Source organism: Serratia sp. BNK-4 (assembly GCF_048685115.1).
Lineage (GTDB): Bacteria > Pseudomonadota > Gammaproteobacteria > Enterobacterales > Enterobacteriaceae > Serratia > Serratia bockelmannii.
This window is the reverse complement of record NZ_JBLQTM010000001.1, coordinates 783069-803747: the sequence shown is the minus strand read 5'-3', so window position 1 is coordinate 803747 and position 20679 is coordinate 783069. Positions and strand designations below refer to the sequence as shown.

The following is a 20679-nucleotide window of genomic DNA, read 5'->3' as shown; positions in this document are numbered from 1 at the left end:
CGAACAAATGCAATAAACTAAATGTATCTTTTCGTAACTTTGTTGCGTTTCTCCCGTGCCGCGATGCATAGCCAGAAGGAGTATGGATGCATAATTCAACACCGCTCATTACCACCATCGTCGGAGGGTTAGTACTCGCCTTCCTCCTCGGCATGCTGGCGAACCGCCTGCGCATCTCCCCTCTGGTGGGGTATCTGGCCGCAGGGGTACTCGCCGGCCCGTTCACCCCCGGTTTCGTTGCTGATACCTCACTGGCGCCGGAACTGGCGGAAATCGGCGTTATCCTGTTGATGTTCGGTGTTGGCCTGCACTTCTCTTTGAAAGACCTCCTCGCAGTAAAATCTATCGCCATACCCGGCGCCGTGGCGCAGATAGCCGTCGCTACCCTGCTCGGCATGGGGCTGTCCAAGCTGCTCGGCTGGGATCTGATCTCCGGGCTGGTGTTCGGCCTCTGTCTCTCCACCGCCAGCACCGTGGTGCTGCTGCGCGCGCTGGAGGAACGGCAGCTGATCGACAGCCAGCGCGGGCAAATCGCCATCGGCTGGCTGATCGTCGAAGATTTGGCGATGGTGCTGACGCTGGTGTTACTACCGGCCTTCGGCAACATGCTGGGCAACAACAACGCCAGCAGCGGCCAACTGCTGATGGAGCTGGCGCTGACCATCGGCAAGGTCATCGCCTTCATCGCGCTGATGATCGTGGTCGGCCGCCGTCTGGTACCGTGGATCCTGTCGAAAACCGCCAGCACCGGCTCGCGCGAACTGTTCACCCTGGCGGTATTGGCGCTGGCGCTCGGCATCGCCTACGGCGCGGTGAAACTGTTCGACGTCTCCTTCGCCCTGGGCGCCTTCTTCGCCGGCATGGTGCTGAACGAGTCCGAACTGAGCCACCGCGCGGCGCACGATACCCTGCCGCTGCGCGACGCGTTCGCGGTGCTGTTCTTCGTCTCGGTCGGCATGCTGTTCGATCCGATGATCGTGATTAACGAACCGCTGGCGGTGCTGGCGACGCTGGCGATCATCGTGTTCGGCAAATCCGCCGCTGCGTTCCTGCTGGTGAAAATGTTCGGCCACTCCAAGCGCACCGCGCTGACCATCTCCGCCAGCCTGGCACAGATCGGCGAGTTCGCCTTTATTCTGGCGGGCCTCGGCATCACGCTCGGCATGATGTCGGAACACGGTCGCAATCTGGTGCTGGCAGGCGCTATCCTGTCGATCATGCTCAACCCGCTGTTGTTCACCCTGCTGGAGCGCTATCTGGCCAAGACCGAAACCATCGAAGAGCAAATCCTCGAAGAGGCGGTGGAAGAAGAGAAGCAGATCCCGGTAGAGATGTGCAACCATGCGCTGGTGGTCGGCTACGGCCGCGTCGGCAGCCTGCTGGGCGGCAAACTGGCCGAGGCGGGCATTCCGCTGGTGGTGATCGAAAACTCCCGCCCGCGGGTGGAAGCGCTGCGCGAGCAAGGCATCAAGACGGTGTTGGGCAACGCCGCCAATCCGGAAGTGATGGATCTGGCGCGGCTCGACTGCGCACGCTGGCTGCTGCTGACTATCCCCAACGGCTATGAGGCCGGCGAGATCGTCGCCTCGGCGCGCGCCAAGCGCCCGAACATCGAGATCATCGCCCGCGCCCACTACGACGACGAGGTGGCCTACATCACCGATCGCGGCGCCAATCAGGTAGTGATGGGCGAACGGGAGATCGCCAACAGCATGCTGAACATCCTGCAGCTGGACACCCTGAGCGAAGAAGAAAAAATGGGCGGCTGCCCGATCTGAAACGCCCCGCGCGCACAAAAAAAGGTCCGGCATGCCGGACCTTTTCTTTTTCAGCGGGTTAACGCTCCCAGTAAGACTCTTCCAGGCTGTCTTCGCGCTCCGGCAGGCCGCGAGTGAGGCGCGGCGAATGCTGGTTCAACACCTGGTAGCTGACGCGGTTGGCGTATTTGCACACCTGCGCCAACGAAGAGTATGTCAGGTAACTGCGCACGTGCTTGCTGGAATTCGGCACGTTATGGCGGTGATAGCCGTTGGCGGCGATATCGTGCAGCAACGCCGACAGTGCGCCGTCGCCGGCGCCGTTGGTGTTCATGATCCTCTCGGGGCCGCCCATATAAGGCGCGATGTGCGAATAAACGCGCAGCGGATTTTCACAGTGTTCGCGGCGCATGGCGCGGCTGAATTCGTAGCGGTTGAACTCGGCGATATGCCCCGGCAGCAGCGGGTGCTGGGTCTGGCGCTTGTTGGCTTCTTCGGTGTAACCCGCCATATACAGGCCGTTCGGCCCGGCGGTGCACAGCACCAGATCCACCCACTCCAGCGCCATGTCCGAGGCGGTCAGCGGATCGCTCAGCCCGGTCAGCTCCAGCGCTTCGTCTTCATTCATCGCCAGAATCGTCACGTTTTCCTTCAGGAAGTCGCGCCACCACTGCGGGTTGTCGGCGATCACGTACTTGGTGCCCAGCGTCAACACCACCGGCACGTCGTGTTTTTTGGCATATTCGATCGCCTGCAGGGTGGCGGCCTTCATCGGCTCCCCCTCCTTACAGCGCACCAGATAAGAGCTCAGCACCAGCGCCGACGCGCCGGCGATCACCTCTTCAGGAATGCTTTCCGGGCGCAGCTGGTTCATTTGGCCAGGGTTGATGGCGAAGGTGCGCTCGCCGCTTTCCCCGATCAGCGTGAAGCAGCGGCCGATGGCGCCGTCTACGCCCTGCAGATAGTTGAGATCGGTACGGCTGGAGGTATTGCACAGATAACGGTAGGCGTAGCTGCCGATTTTCACGTTGCTGCACATCACGCCGAGCAGCACCGAGCGATCGTCCGCCAGCACCGAATAGTTGTGCATGGTGTTACCGATGGTGCCGCCGGCGAACTGATGGGTAACCAGGTTGTTTTCGTTCAGTTCCTGATACAGCGCCTCGGCGACGTCGTCTTCGATCACCAGAGAGTGGCCCAGGCTCAGGCCGTAGCGCTGGACAAAAGCGTCGTCCACTTTCGCCTCGATATCCACCAGCGTCTGATCGATGCCGACGATATACGAGGTGCTGATTTCACTTTCGGGCTGAGCCTGCTGCAGAAGCGGATCGCGGGCGCTCACCGGGAAATAGTGTTTGGACTTGCGTTTACCAGGAAATTTCATGTGATTGGCGGTGGTGACGGTTTAACAAGCGGAGAATGTTAACACATCCCCGCCCGATCACGATGCATCTAATAGACAGATTATGGATGATTACAGGCGCTGCGCCACCAGCTGCTGCATCATATCGATATGCGCCGGCTCGTCGTTCAACGCCGAGATATATTCAAACTTCTCGCCGCCGGCCTTGAGGAAGATCTCGCGGTTCTGTTCTTTGATCTCTTCCAGCGTTTCCAGGCAGTCCGCCGAGAAACCGGGGCAAATCAGCTGAATGTGCTTCACGCCCTGCGCCGGCAGCCCCTTCAGGGTCTCATCGGTGTATGGCGTCAGCCACGGCTCGCGGCCAAAGCGCGATTGGTACGTCATCATCACGCGCTCCGGCGCCAGCGGCAGCGTGGCGCTCAGCGCACGCAGCGTATCCTCGCAGCGCTGCGGGTAGTCGTCGCCCAGGCGCGCATAGCGTTTGGGGATGCCGTGGAACGACAACACCAGCCGATCCGGCTGGCCGTGCTCGGCGAACGAGCGCTCCACGCTTTGCTGCAGCGCGGCGATATAGGCCGGGTGTTCGGCGTAATCGCGGATGAAGGCCACCGACGGCAAGCGGCGATAGCCTTTCAGCACTCGCGCTACGCCATCCCATACCGCCGCGCTGGTGGAACAGGAGTATTGCGGGTAGAGCGGCAGCACCACCAGGTTGGTCACACCTTGCGCCAGCAGCTTGTCGATGGCTTCCGCCAAACTTGGCGAGCCGTAGCTCATTCCCAGCTCCACCGGCGTATTCGGCATGCGCGCCGCCAGCGCCCGCTGTTGGCGGCGGCTGTATACCAGCAGCGGCGAGCCTTCTTCCATCCACACCGACTGATAGAGCTTCGCCACGCGCGGCGAGCGGATCGGCAGGATCGCGCCGTTGAGGATCGGCCACCAGATCAGCGGCGCCGTGTCGACCACGCGATCGTCACTGAGGAATTCCTTCAGATAGCGTTTGACCGCCGACGAGGTCGGCGCATCTGGTGTGCCCAGGTTCACCAGCAATACGCCGTGTTTCTCTTGCTTCATCTCAGTTCCCCTCATTTCCTTTCCGGCCGGCATTCCGTTCTGGGTCGGGATGTCAGCAGCCATTAATGCCGGCTATTGTAACGGAAAAGTCCTGCGTCGGAACCGATAACAGCAACAGGCTATCCCTGTGGGCTTCCCCCTTGCGCCAGTTGCCATACCGCCGCCACGTTGCGCGCCGTCACCTGCAGATTGCGATCGGCGTCCGCCAGCGCGTCTTCCAGCGTCACGATGCGATCGAGCACCGAAAACGCCGCATCGATGCCGTGTTGATGCACCACCGAATAATCCGGCGTCAGGCTGCCGGCGATGGCGATCACCGGCACGCCGTGACGCTTGGCCACTCGCGCCACGCCGATCGGCGTTTTGCCGTGGATCGACTGGCTGTCCAGCCGCCCTTCGCCGGTGATCACCAAGTCGGCATCGCGCACCGCTTCATCCAGGCGCAGGGTTTCGGTGACAATCTCGATGCCCGGCCGCAAGCGCGCTTCGAGCATGCCAAGCAGCGCCGCCCCCATGCCGCCCGCCGCGCCCGCCCCTGGCTGGGTCAGCACGGCGCGGCCGGTTTCCCGCTCCAGCAGTTCACCATAGTGATGCAGCGCCGCATCGAGCTGGGCCACCATCTCCGGCGTCGCCCCCTTCTGCGGCCCGAACACCGCCGACGCGCCCTTTTCGCCGCACAGCGGGTTATCCACGTCGCAGGCGGCGGTTACGCTCACCCGTTGCCAACGCGCGTCCAGCCCGGCGAGATCGAGATGCACCAGCTGCGCCAGTGCCGCACCGCCCACCGGCAGCGGCCGGCGATCCTTATCCAGCAATTTAACGCCCAGCGCCTGCATCATCCCAGCGCCGCCGTCGTTGGTGGCGCTGCCGCCGATGCCGAGAATGATCGCCTTCACGCCGCGCTCCAGCGCCGCCAGCATCAGCTCACCGGTGCCGTAACTGGTGGTGATGCGCGGATCGCGCCGGTTGGGCGGCGCCAAATGCAGCCCGGAAGCGGCGGCCATTTCAATCACCGCGGTTTCGCCGTCGCCCAGCAGGCCATAAAATCCCAACACCGGCTCCCCCAGCGGCCCGGTGACCGTCACCTGGACGATTTCGCCGCCGGTGGCCGCCACCATCGACTCCACTGTGCCTTCGCCGCCGTCCGCCATCGGCAGCTTCACGTAGTGCGCCTGCGGGTAAATTTGGCGGAATCCCCGCTCGATGGCGTCAGCGACGCCGAGCGCGCTCAGGCTCTCTTTGAAAGAATCCGGGGCAATAACCACTTTTTTCAGCGTTTTCATCACTGTTCCTTATCCCGCCAGGTTAAATACGCCAAACATCAGCGCCGAGATTGCCGCAATGGTGAACCCCACCAGCGTTTCATACGGCAGCAGCTTCAGCCGCTCGTGCACCGCCATATTGACGCTGCCGCCGGTGGCGTGGAAGAAGCTGCCGTGCGGCAGGTGATCCAGCACCGTGGCGCCCGCATGGATCATCGCCGCACCGGCCAATCCGCTCACCCCCAGCTCGAGCAGCGTGGAGCTGAACACCCCGGAAGCCACGGCGGTGCCGGCGGTGGTCGAGGCGGTCGCCATCGACATCAGCGCGCCGGACAGCGGCGCCAGCAGCCAGGCCGGTAGCCCGGTGTGCGTCAAACCGTTAATCAAGACATCCTTCAGCGCCGAGTTGGCGATAATGCCCGCCAGCGTGCCGGTGCCGAGCAGCATAATCGCCACCGGCGCCATGCGCGACAGGCCGGAAACCATAAACTGATTGCACTGGCGGATGCGCCCCATCAGCAGCGCGCCCGCCAACCCGCCAGCAGGCAGCGCGATCAGCGGATCGACGGCGATACCGGCGATCGGCCGCAGCGACAGCAGCAGGATCGCCACCAGCGGCGCGCTGATCGCCGCAGCGAAGCCCGGCCGCGCCCCTTCGGCATGCTGAGTCAGCTCTTCAGCCATCACCCTGCCGCCTTTATCGCTCAGGCGGCGCGCCAGCAGATAGGCCACCACCAGGCCGCACAGCCCCGGCACGATGCCGGCCATCATCACCGAAGTGAGCGGCACATGGAAGTTGTCCGCCGCCGCGATGGTGTTCGGGTTGGGAGACATCACGTTGCCGGCCTTGCCGCCGCCGATCATCGCCAGCAGGATCGCCGCGCGCGAAATGCCGGCCCTCTGGGCGATCGACAGCGCGATCGGCGCGACGGTGATCACCGCCACATCGATAAACACCCCCACCGCCGTCAGGATCAGTGTAGCCACCGCCAGCGCCAGCAGCGCGCGGGTTTCGCCCACTTTGCGCACGATGGTTTCGGCGATGGTGTGCGCCGCGCCGGATTCGATCAGCACCCCGGCCAATACCCCCGCCGCCAGAATGCGCATCACGGCGTTGGTGATGCCCTGCGCCCCGCCGATCATCAGCGTTACGGTCTGCACCAGATCGGCGCCGCCGCACAGCCCGCCCGCCAGCGCGCCGGCAATCATGCCGTAAGCCGGCGGCACCTTGCGTAGGATCAGAACGATGGCGACGGCTAACGCCACCAGCGCTCCCAGAGTGGATACGGTTGTCATTGTTGTTTTCTCCGTGGTTGATGTGCAGGCCAACATATCCCGCGCGCCCGGCGTTGACCTGAGGGGAAACAACAAAAAATTGCCGAAGGAACGGCGCGAAATTTGTGGGTTGGCACAACTCAGTCGTGCATCAGCATGCCGATATACAACCGCAGAGCGTCGGTTAATTGATTGATTTTCATGCCAGTTATGGCTTCGATGCGCTGCAGGCGGTAGCGCAGGGTATTGACGTGAATATGCAGCTGCGCGGCGGCCTGCGTCTGATCACAATTCTGCGAAAAATAGTGGCGCAGCGTGGCGCGCAGCACGCCTTTTTCATCCTGTTCGCCCAGCGTCCGCCAGGGGCGCCCCAGCTCTTGCGCTCGCCAGTCCTCCCCGAGATCGCACAGCAGCGACGGCAGCGGATAGTCGTGGTAGAACAGCGTGGCGTGACGCAGTTTCAGGCGCTGCGCCATTGCCTGGGTGGCACGCGCCGTCAGGCTGGAACGGTAGGCGCTTTGCGGATCGTCATAAAAACCGCCGACGATCAGCCGCACCCGAAAGCGGTGTTTTAGCTGGTTTTGCAAACGCTGCGCCTGCTGGCGCTCCAGCTTCAAACTCCATTCGCCCTGAGCCATGCAGGCCGGGCGCAACAGGGTCATTTCATTGAAGCCGGTAATGGCGATCAACGCGTCGCGCTGGGTGGCCTCCAGCTCCGCCAACAGCTCACGCAGCAGGTGCGGCTGCGCCTCTTGCAGCTCGACGATCCAGACGATGCGCGCCTGGCGAAGATCCAATCCCAGATACGCCGCCATCGCTTCCAGCGACGCGGTGTTCGGCTGCGGCTGCAGCAGCTGGTTCGCCAGCTCTTCCCGGTAGCGTTTTTCCCACTGGTGCTGATCCAGCAGCGCCGCCTGCTCCACCATCATCTCCGCCGCCATCTTCACCAGTTCAGCGTAGGCGCGCACCTCGGCCGGCTCGCCGGAGATGCCGATCACCCCCACCCGCTGATTGCGAAAGCTGAACGGCAGGTTGATGCCGGGCCGCACGCCCTTCAGGTGTTCGGCGGTGGCGCGGTCGATTTCCACCACCCGGTTCTCCGCCAGCGCCAGCACCGCGCCTTCATGACGCTGGAACAGGCGCTGCGGGTTGCCGGAGGCGATGATCACGCCGTTGCTGTCCATCACGTTGACGGAATGGCTGATGATGCCCATCGCCCGCTGGACGATCTGGCGCGCGGTGGCTTCCGCCAGAAGATTGGTTTGTCTGAGCATGCCCGGCTCCCTGCTGAGGGTGAAAACGCAGGCTTGTTATACGCCATTTAGCGCGGGCGATTAACGGGCACGGCCGCAACAAGCTGCCGCGATCACAATTTGGCGGGAAAACGGCAAAAAAAAACGCCGGACCACAGGCCCGGCGTCATGCACTGCCAGTTTGCTATCAACCGAGGATAGTCGCCAGCTCTGCGCTCACTTCGGCCACCTTGCGGGTGCCGTCGATTTTGCGGTATTGGGTGTTGCCCGCTGCCGCTTCTTTGCTGTAGTAAGAGATCAGCGGCGCGGTCATCTGATGGTATTCCACCAGGCGCTTGCGCACGGTCTCTTCCTGATCGTCCTTGCGCGTGGTCAGCTCTTCGCCGGTCACGTCGTCTTTGCCTTCCACCTGCGGCGGGTTGAACTTCACGTGGTAGACGCGGCCGGACGGCGCGTGTACGCGGCGGCCAACGATGCGGTCAACGATCAGCTCGTCCGGCACGTCGAACTCCAGCACGAAGTCCACGTTGATGCCGGCTTCTTTCATCGCGTCAGCCTGCGGAATGGTGCGTGGGAAGCCGTCCAGCAGGAAGCCCTTGCGGCAATCTTCCTGCGTGATGCGCTCTTTGACCAGCGCGATCACCAGCTCATCGGTCACCAGCTTGCCGGCGTCCATGATCTCTTTCGCCTGCTTGCCCAGTTCACTGCCGGCCTTCACGGCTGCGCGCAACATGTCACCGGTGGAGATTTGCGGAATGCCGTATTTCTCCATGATGAATTGAGCCTGAGTACCTTTACCAGCGCCCGGAGCGCCCAGCAGAATGATACGCATTGCGTAAATCCCCTTGCTATGTAGTTTTTATAAAATTGCGAAAACGCTCAACGATACCATTTCAGGGGGGGCAGGCTCAAGGCGCGCGAAGGAAATCGATTGCGGAATGTGCAAAAAAACGGACGAACAAAAGGCAAGAAAAAGCGGGGAAAAACCGGAAATACGCCCCTAACGGTGCCGTTAAGGGCGCTTATCTTCAGCTTTTAAGCGGACAGCAACTTATTCATGCGACGGATGAACAAGTTCGGATCCTCCAGCGTGCCGCGTTCAGCCAGCAGCGCCTGATCCAATAACAGGTCGATCCATTCGGCGAAATGTTCGTTATCGCCCACGTCGGATGCTCGTTTGACCAGTGCATGCTCGGGATTAAGCTCGAAAATGTACTTCACTTCCGGCGCCTGCTGACCGGCGGCGGCGAACAGCTTGGCCATCTGGGTGCTCATTTCGTCGGCGTCGGTCACCACGATCGCCGGCGTATCGGTCAGGCGGTGCGTCAGGCGTACATCCTTCACACGCTCGCCCAGCAGGGTTTTCACGCGTTCGATGAACGGTTCCAGCTGCTTCTCGGCCGCCTTCTGCTCTTCGGTTTCATCCGCCAGTTTATCCAGCGTTTCATCCGCTTTGCTGACCGACTGGAACGTCTTGCCGTCGAACTCGGTCAGGTAGCTCATCATCCACTCGTCGATGCGATCGGACAACAGCAACACTTCGATGCCTTTCTTGCGGAACAGCTCCAGATGCGGGCTGCTCTTGGCGGCGGCGTAGCTGTCGGCGGTGATGTAGTAAATCTTTTCCTGCCCTTCCGCCATGCGGCCGACGTACTCTTCCAGCGACACGGTCTGCGCCGAGCTGTCGCCGTGGGTGGTCGCGAAGCGCAGCAGTTTGGCGATCGCTTCCTGGTTGCCGTTGTCTTCCGCCGGGCCTTCTTTCAGCACCAGACCGAACTGCTGCCAGAATTTCTGGTAGCCTTCGGCGTCGTCTTTGGCCAGCTTATCCAGCATCTGCAGCACACGCTTGGTCAGCGCACCGCGCAGGTTCTGCGTCACACGGCTGTCTTGCAGGATCTCGCGCGACACGTTCAGCGGCAGATCGTTGGAATCGATCAGGCCGCGCACGAAGCGCAGGTAGTTCGGCATGAACTGCTCGGCGTCGTCCATGATGAACACGCGCTGCACGTACAGCTTCAGGCCGTGTTTGTGATCGCGGTTCCACATGTCCCACGGCGCCTGCGCCGGGATATACAGCAGGCTGGTGTACTCCTGCTTGCCTTCCACCCGGTTATGGCTCCAGCTCAGCGGATCGGTGAAATCATGGGCGATGTGCTTGTAGAACTCTTTGTACTCTTCGTCGGTGACGTCAGCCTTGCTGCGGGTCCACAGGGCCTGCGCCTTGTTGATCTTCTCCCAGGTGACGGTGCCGTCTTCTTCGTTCTTGCTTTCGATCTCTACCGGCAGGGCGATGTGATCGGAATATTTGCCGATCACCGAGCGCAAGCGCCAGGCGTCGAGGTACTCATCTTCGCCTTCGCGCAGATGCAGGGTGATTTCGGTGCCGCGGGTCTCTTTGGTGATGTCGGCGATGGTGTAGTCGCCTTCACCGGCGGACTCCCAGAACACGCCTTCGTCATCGGCGGCGCCGGCAGCGCGGGTGCGCACGGTCACTTTGTCCGCCACGATGAACGCCGAGTAGAAACCGACGCCGAACTGGCCGATCAGCTGGCTGTCTTTCGCCTGATCTGAACCGATGGATTCCAGGAACGCTTTGGTGCCCGATTTGGCGATGGTGCCGAGGTTTTCGATCACTTCTTCGCGGCGCATGCCGATACCGTTATCGGCGATGGTCAGGGTGCGCTGCTCTTTATCGAAGGACAAGCGCACGCGCAGCTCGCCGTCGCCGGCATACAGCTCTGGCGCGGACAGGGCGCGGAAGCGCAGCTTGTCGGCGGCGTCAGAGGCGTTGGAAATCAGCTCGCGCAGGAAAATTTCTTTGTTGGAGTACAGCGAATGGATCATCAAATGAAGCAGCTGTTTTACTTCAGACTGGAACCCGCGGGTTTCTTGACCTTTCATACTCATTGATTACCTCAAAAGACAATGGCTACCAAAATCGAACAATGAGGATCAGATGAGGGTCAGGGTCTTGTTTTTCAAGCGGACGGCGGGAAATTTTTGGCAAAAAAACGACGGGGCCGAGTGGCCCCGTCCGGGAAAACATCAGAACTTGATGGCGTGACGCCCGGCCAGCGAATGCGACAGCGTGGTGCCGTCGACCATCTCCAGCTCGCCGCCCACCGGTACGCCGTGGGCGATGCGGCTGGCGAGCACGCCATACTGGCCGCACATCTCGGCGATGTAGTTGGCAGTCGCTTCCCCTTCCACCGTCGGGTTGGTGGCGAGGATCACTTCGGTGATGCTTTCCTTTTCCAGCCGTTGCTCCAGGCGATCGAGACCGATATCCCCCGGCCCGATGCCATCTAGCGGCGACAGATGGCCCATCAGCACAAAGTAGCGCCCGGCGAACTGGCCGGTCTGCTCGATGGCGTGAATATCCGCCGGGCTTTCCACCACACAAATCTGGCCGTTTTGCTGACGGCGCGGATTGGCGCAGATGGTGCAGATGTCCTGCTCGGTGAAGGTGCGGCAGTCGGCGCAGTGGCCGATTTCCGACATCGCGCGCGTCAACGCCTGCGCCAGGCGCATGCCGCCGCTGCGATCGCGCTGCAGCAATTGAAACGCCATGCGCTGCGCCGATTTCGGGCCGACGCCCGGCAGGCAGCGCAGCGCCTCCATCAGGGATTCAAGGAGCGGGCTGGTTTGCATCAGAACGGCATCTTGAAGCCAGGCGGCAACTGCATGCCGCTGGAAACGGAGGCCATTTTCTCTTTCTGAGTCTCTTCGATGCGGCGCGCGGCGTCGTTAAACGCGGCGGCGATCAGATCTTCCAGCATGTCTTTGTCATCTTCCATCAGGCTAGGATCGATCTCCACGCGGCGGCAGTTGTGTGCGCCGTTGATGGTGACTTTCACCAGGCCTGCGCCAGACTCGCCGGTCACTTCCAATTTGGCGACTTCTTCCTGCATCTGCTGCATTTTTTCTTGCATTTGCTGGGCTTGCTTCATCAGGTTGCCCAGACCGCCTTTACCAAACATAGTCGTCTCTCGTCGCTAGGGCCGCGCACCTCGCGCGGCGTTTAAAGGGGGCGGATACTCTCTTCATCCAGATCCGCGTCGAAGAACCGGCACAGCGTCTGGATATGGGTATCCGCAACGATGGACTGGCGCGCCTGCGCCAGTTTTTCTTCATAGATGGCTTGTCGCCACTCCAGCGGGGTGCGCTCCGCCGGATTATCGTCCTCCACCACGGTCAGCTCAACCGGGCTGCCGTACAGCTCGCCGAGCGCTTCGGCCAGCGTCTTCTGCGCCGAAGGCGAATTCAGATGGCGCTGCGAAGACCGCAGATGGAGGTTAATTTTGCCCGGTTCCGGCTGCTGCTTGAAGGCGTTCAACGCCAGCTGCTGCACCAGTTTCGGGATCTTGAGCTTATCGATTTCCGCCGCCCAGGCGTCGCGCTCCAGCGATTCCACCACCAGCTTGGCGGCCAGCTCCGGCGTTTTCTCGTGCTCCAACGCCGTGCGCAGCGCTTTCGGCGTCGCCAACGGTTCCGGCGCCGCTTCCGGCTCGGTCTGCGCGCGCCAGCGATAGGCTTCCGGCTTCGCCGGTTTTTCCGGCACCTTCTTCTCCGCCAGGCGCTGCTGGCTACGCTCGGTCACGGAAGCCAAACGCCCCAGCGCCGAGTTTGCCGGCCGCGCTATTCCTGGCGCCGCCGGCTCATTCTTTTTTGGTGTGGATGCTCCCTGCTGCCGTTGCAGCTGGGACCGCGCTTTCAACAGCTGGGCGGTGGCATCCGGTAAAGGGGTCGATGATTGTCGCTGCGGCGCGGCCGGCTGCCCTAGCGGGGGCGGCGCGTCCTGAAACTGCGGCGGCTGTGGCGATGTGGCCTGCTGCGGCTGCGCCATCGGCGCCGGCGCGGTCTGCACCAACGCCACCGGCTCCGGGATCACCGCTTTCGGGTGAAACGCCAGCGCACGCAGTAGGGTCATCTCAACCCCCATGCGACGATCCGGCGCATAGGCCAGCTCTTTGCGGCCCACCAACAGCGTTTGGTAATAGAGTTGCACATCGGCCGGCGGCAGAGTGCGCGCCAGCTCACGCAGCCGTTGTTCCACGGCGGCGTAGTGGTTGTCGAGCATCGAAGGCAGCAGTTGCACCATCGCAATGCGGTGCAGCAACGCCAGCGTCTCCACCAGCAGGTTTTCCCAATCCACGCCGCGCGAAGCGGCCTGCGCGACCTGCGCCATCACCTTTTCGCCGTCGGCGCTGACCAGCGCTTCGAGGATCGCCAGCGGCTGCTCGTCATCGAGCGTGCCGAGCATCTGGCTGACGGTGGCGGCGGTCACCTGCCCCTGCCCCATGGCGATCGCCTGATCGGTCAGGCTCAGCGCATCGCGCATGCTGCCGTCGGCGGCGCGCGCCAGCAGTTGCAGCGCGCGGGCGTCGCTGGTGATCTGCTCCGCCGTCAGCACCGTTTCCAGCTGCTGACGGATCTGATCGACGTCCAGCGCTTTGAGGTGAAACTGCAGGCAGCGGGAAAGAATGGTCACCGGCAATTTTTGCGGATCGGTGGTGGCCAACAGGAATTTCACGTGCGATGGCGGCTCTTCCAGCGTCTTCAGCAACGCGTTGAAGCTGTGGCGCGAGAGCATGTGCACTTCATCGATCAGGTAGACCTTGAAGCGGCCGCGCGCCGGCGCGTACTGAACGTTGTCCAGCAGATCGCGGGTATCTTCCACCTTGGTGCGGGAAGCGGCGTCGATCTCGATCAGATCGACGAAACGCCCCTGTTCGATCTCACGGCAGTTGTCGCATTGGCCGCACGGCGTGGCGGTGATGCCGGTTTCACAGTTCAGGCCTTTGGCCAGCAGGCGCGCGATGGTGGTTTTCCCCACGCCGCGGGTGCCCGAGAACAGATAGGCGTGATGGATCCGCCCCAGCGAGAGGCCGTTGGCCAGCGCGGTCAGGACATGTTCCTGGCCGACCACGTCTGCGAACGTTTGAGGGCGCCACTTACGGGCGAGAACCTGATAGCTCATTAATACCGGAGAAGTCGAGTAATCTGGAGGGTCATGCTAACACAGCCCCGCGGCGATCCGCGAGGCCGTTGTGCCCAAGGGGCGATGCCGCATCAATGGCCGGCGAAGTCCACCAGGCAGTAGCAGTCGATACCCAGCTTGTTCAGACGCGCTTCCCCGCCCAGATCCGGCAGGTTGATGATGAACGCGGCGTCTTTCACTTCACCGCCCAGACGGCGGATCAGTTTGGTGGTTGCTTCGATGGTGCCGCCGGTCGCCAGCAGATCGTCCACCACCAGCACTTTGTCACCCGCGGTGATGGCGTCGGTGTGGATCTCCAGCTTGTCGGTACCGTACTCCAGCTCATAGCTTTCGCTGAGCGTGGCACGCGGCAGTTTGCCCGGTTTGCGCACCGGCACGAAACCGACGCCCAGCGCCAGCGCGACGGGCGCACCGAACAGGAAACCACGCGCTTCGGTACCCACCACCTTGGTCACGCCCGCTTCGCGATAGCGCTCAACCAGCAGCTCGATGCTGGCGGCGTAGGCCAACGGGTTTTCCAGCAGGCTGGTCACGTCGCGGAACAGGATGCCCGGCTTCGGATAATCCGGGATGGTTTTGATACTGTCTTTAATAAACTGAAGCTGCTGCGCAGTAGCGGTCATAATTGTTGCCTGATAAAGCTGCCTGAAAACCGGCGCGCCGCTCACCCGCCGCCTCTGGGTGAAACACACCGGAGAAGGAATGGCAGGCGATCCGCGCACGAAAACGCCCAAATCTATGCAAACTGGCGGACAAATGCAACCAGCGGCGCACAATCAGCGCTGTTTTTGTTGCGACAGGTCAATAACCGGCAGGCGCAGCATAAAGGTCAGCAAAATAGCCAACATCAGCAGCAACAGACCGCGCACCCACCAGATTTTCACCAGCCACAGCGGACAGGCGAAGGTCAGCACGATCACTAGCACCGCCTTCCACTTCGCTCCCGGCGGCAGCGCGCGATGCTGCTGCCAGTGGCGCAGATAAGGGCCAAACCAGGAACGGTACAGCAGCCAGTGATGAAAGCGCGGCGAAGAGCGGGCGAAGCACCAGGCAGCCAACAGCAGGAACGGCGTGGTCGGCAACAGCGGCAGCACCACGCCCAACGTCGCCAGCACCACCGCCAGCCAGCCCAAAATGATCAATAACCCTCGCTTCATGCGGCTCTTCGCTCCTCAATCGGTTGCGGCTTACTGTAGCATCGGCGCCGCGCCGGCGGAATATGCATGCGGCGCTTGTTTCAGGGCGGCATCGCGGGCAAGCTTACGCCTGTTGAAATCAAGAGGGAGCTTATGTGAGCACTCAGCGTCTATTACAGGTGTTGGCGCAGCAGATCGCGGCGCTGGCGGCCGAAGTCACTCCGCGCGGCGACGCCCCGATCCCGCAGGCGCGGTTCGACGCCGCCCTGTTCGCCAACCGCGGCACGCGGCTGCGCGACTACCTGGCCGAGGTGGAGAAGAATTTCGCCCAGCTGCAAAGCGCCGCCAACGACAGCCGCACCAGCCAGGTGGCCTTTCTGGCCGAAAAACTGGTGGCTCAAATCTCTGCCCTGCAGCGCGAGCTGGCAACCCAGGCGCTACGGCGCAAGAATCAGCCGAAGGAAGCCCCCGAGGCCGATCTGTACCACAAGCTGGCCGAGCACCAGGATTACGAACGCAGGCTGATCGCCATGATTCAGGATCGGGAAAGCCTGCTGGGGCGCCAGACCACACTGGCGGCGCAGCAAAAGCTGCAGCACGAGCTGGCGGCGCTGGAGGGGAGACTGATGCGCTGCCGTCAGGCGCTGGCGCGCATCGAGCGCAATATCGAGCGCAAAGAAAACGGTTTTTGAAGATTTATCACAATATTTTAATGATTATTCCCGGTTGCGCGCCGGGTTCACTATACTCTGCCGAGACACGAGTTTTTCATCCCATTAATTAATAAGCGCAGGTGCTATGTCTCTGGAAAATGCCTCACCCGAACTGCAGCTGGCGGTAGACTTGATTTACCTGCTGGAATGCAACGAGATCGATCCGGCTACCGCGTTGGCAGCACTGGATATCGTCAAACGGGATTATCAGGAAAAGCTGCAGCGCGCCGGCGTCACCTCTCCCTATTTGCCTGCCGGACAGTAATCAGGGACAGCCCGCTGTCCCTTCCATCTTTCAACGCACATCAGCCCGCCGTCTGGCCGCCTTCATCCGGCGAGAGCGTTCTTTTCACTTCCTGCACTTCATTGCCCTGCTGGTTATGCAGATACACCTCCAGCTGATTGAAGGCGATGTCGATGCCGTTTTCCCGGCACAAGCGGTCGATTGAGCGGTTCAGTTCGTCCACCGTGTAGCTGCGATCGCGCAGTTCCCGTACATAGAGCCGCAGTTCGTGATCCAGCGTGCTGGCCCCGAAGTTGAGGAAGAACACCTGCGGTTCGGGATCGGTCATCACCCGCGGGTTGTCGTGCGCCGCCTGCAGCAGCACCTTTTTCACCTTGTCGAGATCGGAACCGTAGGCCACACCCACCTTGATCAGCACGCGGGTGATGGTGTCGGACAGTGACCAGTTGATCAGCCGCTCGGTGACGAACGCCTTGTTCGGAATGATCACCTCTTTGCGATCGAAGTCGGTAATGGTGGTGGCACGAATGCGGATCTTGCTGACCGAACCGGAGAAGGTGCCGATGGTGATGGTATCGCCGATGCGGATCGGGCGTTCGAACAGAATGATCAGGCCGGAGACGAAGTTGGCGAAGATCTCCTGCAGGCCAAAGCCAAGCCCGACCGTCAGACCGGCGGCCAGCCATTGCAGTTTGTCCCAGGATACGCCCAGCGATCCCAGCGCAACCACGGCACCCACGGCGGTGATCAGGTAAGTGAGCACGGTGGTGATGGCATAAGACGCCCCCTGCCGCAGCTGCAGCCGCGACAGCACCACCACCTCCAGCAGGCCGGGCAAGTTGCGGGTGAGCACATAAGCGACGATCACCGCGGCGATCGCCACCATCATGTTACCCAGCGTCACCGCCTGCGACACGCTGCTGCCCGCCACGGTGCTGGTGTAATGCCACAGCGTGATGCTGTCCAGGTAAGCGATGACCGTCACCAGATCCGACCAAATGGCGTAGAAGGCGCTGGCGAAGATGGCGAACAGCACCAGGGTGGTCAGGCGCAGCGACTGCTGGTTGATCTGATCGAGCGCTAGCGGCGGCTCTTCCACCACCGCTTCACCGCCTTCGGCCCCCTCTTTCACCACGTTTTGCCGCCGCGCCAGCGCGCGCCGGTAGGCCAAACGCCGCGCCGCCACGCTCAGGCCGCGCAGGGCAGTCAGATACACGATATTCCACAGGAAGAACAGATACAGGCTGTCTATCCAGCGGCTGGCCAGCCGCAGCGTGGTATAGAAGTAACCGGCGAACATCAGCCCCAGCAGGATCAGCGGTGTGGCGGCAAGCGCGGTCACCACCACCAGCCGCACGGCATGCGAGCCCTTTTCACGCCAGCTGTCGCGGCACAGCGGGAACACCAGCACCGCAAGCAGCGCCAGCGTCAACATCACCACGATCTGGCCGATGACGTCTTCCACCAGACGCAGCGGCGCTTTCTCGCCCAATACCGACCAGAAGATCAGCGGCTGCAGCGCCAGCCCCAGCCGCAGCGTCTGGCGGCGGTAATGCGCGCACAGGTTAGCGCCGAAGTTGAAATGCCGCTCGGCGATGCCGCCCGGTTTCAGCATGCGATAGCTGAAGCCGAACACCAGCCACGACAACGCCAGCTGCTGCGACAACGCCCAAATAAAGTCGCTGATACCCAAATCCGCGCGATACATCCAGAAACCGACGCCGAGCAGCAGCGCGGCGCCAGGCAACACCTTCAGCAAGGTCAGCGCGATGGCCTTCGGCGTGTGCAGCTGGCCGTCGCGCTTCAGTTGCCCCACGTCGTTGGCCAGCTTTTGCAAATGACTGTCGATCAACCGGTAGCGCCAGCGCAATACCCCGATCGCCAACAGCAGCGGGATCAGGAACACCAGCGCATTCAAGCCGCCCTGCAATAGCTTGCCACCGTCGAATTTGATATCGAGCCCGGCGAGCTGATCGCGCACCGCCTCCGGCATTGCCTTCAGCCACGCCAGATCGACCGGCTTGTTGCTGTTGACCCAGAAAATCTGTTGGGTCAGCGTATCCTGCAGCGAGCCGTAGACGCTGGTGAGCTGCTGCTGGTTGATCTGCAGGTTGATCGACAGCGACAGCTGGTTGCTGAGCTGCTTGTTCAGCTGATCCAGCAGTTCGCGGCGCATGTCGACAATCTCGTTCAGCGCGTCGATCACTTCCGGGCCGGCCTTTTCCTTGCTCTCTGCCACCAGCTGATTGATGTAATCCTCACCCTTGAACAGATCGTCGCGTTGCTGATTGATATCGAACTGCTCCAGCCGCAGATCGGCGATGCGCGTGTCTATATCAGCCAGCAGCGTGCCCTGCGGCAGGCTCTGCTGCTGCTGATACAGAATGCGCGACAGCACCAGGCTGCCCTTCAGCACCTGGATCTGCTCTTTCAGGTTACGTTCCGCCTGCAGACCGCGATCGAGCCAGTTTTTGACCCGAATATTCTGCTGGAACAGGGTGTTGCTCTCTTCGGTGGCGGCAATCAGCTGTTGGCTCAACTGTCGGTTGACGTCCAGCTGCTTGCTGACCAGCTGATCGTGCTGGATATCGGTGGCGTCTTCCGGGTTCTGCGCCTCTTTGGCGGTTTTTTCAGACAGCGTCAGGCGCTTGCTGTTGACGAGCTCCTGCAGCAGCTGCACCGACCGATCCAGCGCATCGATATGCGCCGTGGTGTAATCACGCTGTTTTTGCAGCAGATCTTGTAGCGTGGTGTTGGCTTCCAGGCTCTTGCGCTGCAGCTCCAACTGCGCGTTGAGCAGCGCCTGTTCGGTGGCCAGCATGACCTGCTGGCTATTGCGCAGCGAATCTTGCCCCGGCGTCTGGCCGCTGAGCTGGCTGCGGATCTCCTGCAGGCGCTGCGAAGCGGCGTACATGGTGCTCTGCACCCGTTCAGGCTGGGTTTGCAGCGACACCAGTTGGCTGTTGTAGGTCGAGAGGCTCTCCTGCGCGCTTTGCAGCTCGTCGAGCGTTTGATACAGCCGGCTTTCCAGCTGGCGCAGCGACAGCGGCAACAGCGCGGCGCGCGCGGCCGCGTTGTCCGTCGGCTGCTTCAGCGCATCCAGTTCGGCGGTGACCTGATTGAGCTTCGCCGGCGCCTGCTGCACCTGCTGTTTAAGCTGTGCGACGTCTTGCCGGTTGCGCTCGATGGCATCCAGCAGTTCCAGCGTGCGGGTCAAATCCTGCTGGGAGAGCTTTTCGACCGGCGTCAGGGCTTTTTGTTTGTTCAGCGTTTCCAGCTGGCTTTGCACTTCGCTGCGCTGCGGCAGATCGCCGTTCAGCGCCGCCTGTGCCGGCAAGCAACACGCAAAAATTAGGAAAAAGAGTGTCACGGCGGCGATGCGCCGCCGGCATGCGCCGACAAACGTGAGCGGCGTCAGAGAAGGCAGAGTCAACCAGCGATGCATGATTTGGCTTCGGATCGGTAAAGAAGCCTGAAGATTATCACGACCGCCGGCGGGCAACGAACAACAAAAACGTTGCCGGTGATGTCTCGTTGTCGCGAAATCAGAAAGTCAGCACTTTCTCCGCCGCCAGCGTCCACTGCGCCAGCTCGACCAAGGTGCCGATCGCCACGCCGTCCGCCAGCGGCAAGCGGCTGACGCCGCGCGCGTCGGCGCAGGTCTTGCACAGCTTGACCGGCACCTGCTGCGCGGTGAGGATCTCCAGCATCTGCTGCAGATGGTACCCTTCGTGCGGCTGCTGTCCGGCCAGCCCGGCCACCACCGCGTCGGACATCAGAAACAGCCGCAGGTCGAGGCTGCTCTGCTGCTCTTTCATGGCGATGGCCAACCGCAGCGCATTGAACAAGGATTCATGGCCATAGGCGGCGCCATTGGCAATAAGAACAACTGATGACATGAAATCTCTCCTTATAAAGGAAGGCGGTCGGCGTCAGGCGTCACCGCGTCGGGTTTGAGGCGCAAGGTGGGGCAAAACTGCAGCATCTCCAAAAACGCGTCCACCAGCGCTTCGGCTTCGGCCCGCAGATCGAAACTTTCCGGCATAAACAGCCAGTTTTCCATCAGGCCGGTGATATAACCGCGCAGGATGATCGCCGCACGGCGGGTATGTAAATCGGCGGGCAATTGCCCGTGGTGAATGCAGTTATACAGCACCGCTTCGATGCGTTCATAGCCGGCGAGGTACAGCACCTTGCGCGAATCCAGCAGCGGCATCATTTCACCGACAAACTCGCATTTGTGGAATATAATTTCCATCAACGCCCGCCTACGGCCGTCTTCAACCGTAGACGTCAGAATGTAAATCAGAATTTCTCGGATAACCCGCAGTGGATTATCGGGAAACTTTGCCTGATACTCTGTTTCGAGCTGGTCAATTTTCGGCTCGGTAGATTCCCAAACTTCATTAAACAGGTCTACCTTATTCTTGAAGTGCCAGTAGATGGCTCCACGCGTAACCCCGGCAGCGGTGGCAATATCTGTCAGTGACGTTGCAGCAACGCCACGTTCAGAGAACTCTCTCACCGCAGCATCAAGGATTTGCTGTCGGGTTTCTTGCGCCTGCTGTTTGGTTTTTCGTGCCATGGCATTGTTATTTAGG

At 61.6% G+C, this 20679-nt stretch carries 18 protein-coding genes and 1 other annotated feature; of the genes, 3 read left to right on the top strand and 15 right to left on the bottom strand.

Annotation, left to right across the window (positions count from 1 at the left end):
- The first annotated feature begins 86 nt into the window (after positions 1-86).
- On the top strand, positions 87-1778 hold the full coding sequence (gene ybaL / locus ACMGGW_RS03820) for a YbaL family putative K(+) efflux transporter (protein ID WP_025301798.1): 1692 nt from the start codon (positions 87-89) through the stop codon (positions 1776-1778).
- A 58-nt stretch (positions 1779-1836) separates the two neighbouring features.
- On the opposite strand, the gene ACMGGW_RS03815 is transcribed toward ybaL, so the two are convergent.
- The 12 genes from ACMGGW_RS03815 to ACMGGW_RS03760 form a co-directional block, all read right to left on the bottom strand.
- The gene (locus ACMGGW_RS03815) at positions 1837-3141 is read right to left on the bottom strand and encodes an inosine/guanosine kinase (RefSeq protein WP_025301797.1); all 1305 of its coding nucleotides are present in this window, start codon (positions 3139-3141) and stop codon (positions 1837-1839) included.
- A 90-nt stretch (positions 3142-3231) separates the two neighbouring features.
- Entirely contained in the window at positions 3232-4194 is a 963-nt protein-coding gene (hemH, locus tag ACMGGW_RS03810) for a ferrochelatase (RefSeq protein WP_004940253.1), read from the bottom strand.
- A gap of 119 nt (positions 4195-4313) precedes the next feature.
- Entirely contained in the window at positions 4314-5477 is a 1164-nt protein-coding gene (locus ACMGGW_RS03805) for a glycerate kinase (protein WP_089195595.1), read from the bottom strand.
- Between the two features lie 9 nt (positions 5478-5486).
- Positions 5487-6752 carry a GntP family permease gene (locus ACMGGW_RS03800; RefSeq protein WP_025301795.1) on the bottom strand — a complete coding sequence of 422 codons (1266 nt, stop codon included), beginning with the start codon at positions 6750-6752 and terminating at the stop codon, positions 5487-5489.
- 119 nt (positions 6753-6871) lie between these two features.
- Positions 6872-8005, bottom strand: a complete 1134-nt coding sequence (locus ACMGGW_RS03795) for a sugar diacid recognition domain-containing protein (protein WP_025301794.1) — start codon at positions 8003-8005, stop codon at positions 6872-6874.
- A 166-nt stretch (positions 8006-8171) separates the two neighbouring features.
- A complete protein-coding gene (adk, locus tag ACMGGW_RS03790; protein WP_025301793.1) occupies positions 8172-8816 on the bottom strand; it encodes an adenylate kinase in 645 nt (214 codons plus the stop codon).
- A gap of 203 nt (positions 8817-9019) precedes the next feature.
- A complete protein-coding gene (gene htpG, locus ACMGGW_RS03785; RefSeq protein ID WP_197832321.1) occupies positions 9020-10885 on the bottom strand; it encodes a molecular chaperone HtpG in 1866 nt (621 codons plus the stop codon).
- Positions 10886-11029: 144 nt separating this feature from the next.
- Complete coding sequence (recR, locus tag ACMGGW_RS03780; RefSeq protein ID WP_025301791.1) at positions 11030-11635, bottom strand: recombination mediator RecR; 606 nt, start codon at positions 11633-11635, stop codon at positions 11030-11032.
- Positions 11635-11964 carry a YbaB/EbfC family nucleoid-associated protein gene (locus tag ACMGGW_RS03775; protein ID WP_025301790.1) on the bottom strand — a complete coding sequence of 110 codons (330 nt, stop codon included), beginning with the start codon at positions 11962-11964 and terminating at the stop codon, positions 11635-11637. Before ACMGGW_RS03775 ends, recR begins: the two co-directional genes overlap by 1 nt.
- 41 nt (positions 11965-12005) lie before the next feature.
- Complete coding sequence (dnaX, locus tag ACMGGW_RS03770; RefSeq protein WP_089180605.1) at positions 12006-13964, bottom strand: DNA polymerase III subunit gamma/tau; 1959 nt, start codon at positions 13962-13964, stop codon at positions 12006-12008.
- Positions 12609-12673: a sequence feature (DnaX frameshifting element), on the bottom strand. It overlaps the preceding gene by 65 nt.
- Before the next feature lie 92 nt (positions 13965-14056).
- A complete protein-coding gene (apt, locus tag ACMGGW_RS03765) occupies positions 14057-14608 on the bottom strand; it encodes an adenine phosphoribosyltransferase (protein WP_019454166.1) in 552 nt (183 codons plus the stop codon).
- Between the two features lie 153 nt (positions 14609-14761).
- Positions 14762-15142 carry a DUF454 family protein gene (locus ACMGGW_RS03760; RefSeq protein WP_197832322.1) on the bottom strand — a complete coding sequence of 127 codons (381 nt, stop codon included), beginning with the start codon at positions 15140-15142 and terminating at the stop codon, positions 14762-14764.
- 134 nt (positions 15143-15276) lie between these two features.
- Here ACMGGW_RS03760 and priC point away from each other — a divergent pair, with 134 nt between their 5' ends.
- Both priC and rsmS read left to right on the top strand, forming a co-directional pair.
- Positions 15277-15813, top strand: coding sequence for a primosomal replication protein PriC (gene priC / locus ACMGGW_RS03755; RefSeq protein WP_141970581.1), 537 nt, complete (start codon positions 15277-15279; stop codon positions 15811-15813).
- 106 nt (positions 15814-15919) lie between these two features.
- Positions 15920-16099, top strand: coding sequence for a pleiotropic regulatory protein RsmS (rsmS, locus tag ACMGGW_RS03750; RefSeq protein WP_016928837.1), 180 nt, complete (start codon positions 15920-15922; stop codon positions 16097-16099).
- Positions 16100-16139: 40 nt separating this feature from the next.
- Here rsmS and mscK read toward each other — a convergent pair whose 3' ends face one another.
- The 3 genes from mscK to acrR form a co-directional block, all read right to left on the bottom strand.
- Positions 16140-19523: a mechanosensitive channel MscK gene (gene mscK / locus ACMGGW_RS03745; protein WP_164063555.1), complete on the bottom strand. Its 3384-nt coding sequence runs from the start codon at positions 19521-19523 to the stop codon at positions 16140-16142.
- 100 nt (positions 19524-19623) lie between these two features.
- The gene (locus ACMGGW_RS03740) at positions 19624-19977 is read right to left on the bottom strand and encodes a DsrE/DsrF/TusD sulfur relay family protein (RefSeq protein ID WP_004940282.1); all 354 of its coding nucleotides are present in this window, start codon (positions 19975-19977) and stop codon (positions 19624-19626) included.
- An 11-nt stretch (positions 19978-19988) separates the two neighbouring features.
- Entirely contained in the window at positions 19989-20663 is a 675-nt protein-coding gene (gene acrR / locus ACMGGW_RS03735; protein ID WP_025301785.1) for a multidrug efflux transporter transcriptional repressor AcrR, read from the bottom strand.
- Positions 20664-20679: the final 16 nt, after the last annotated feature.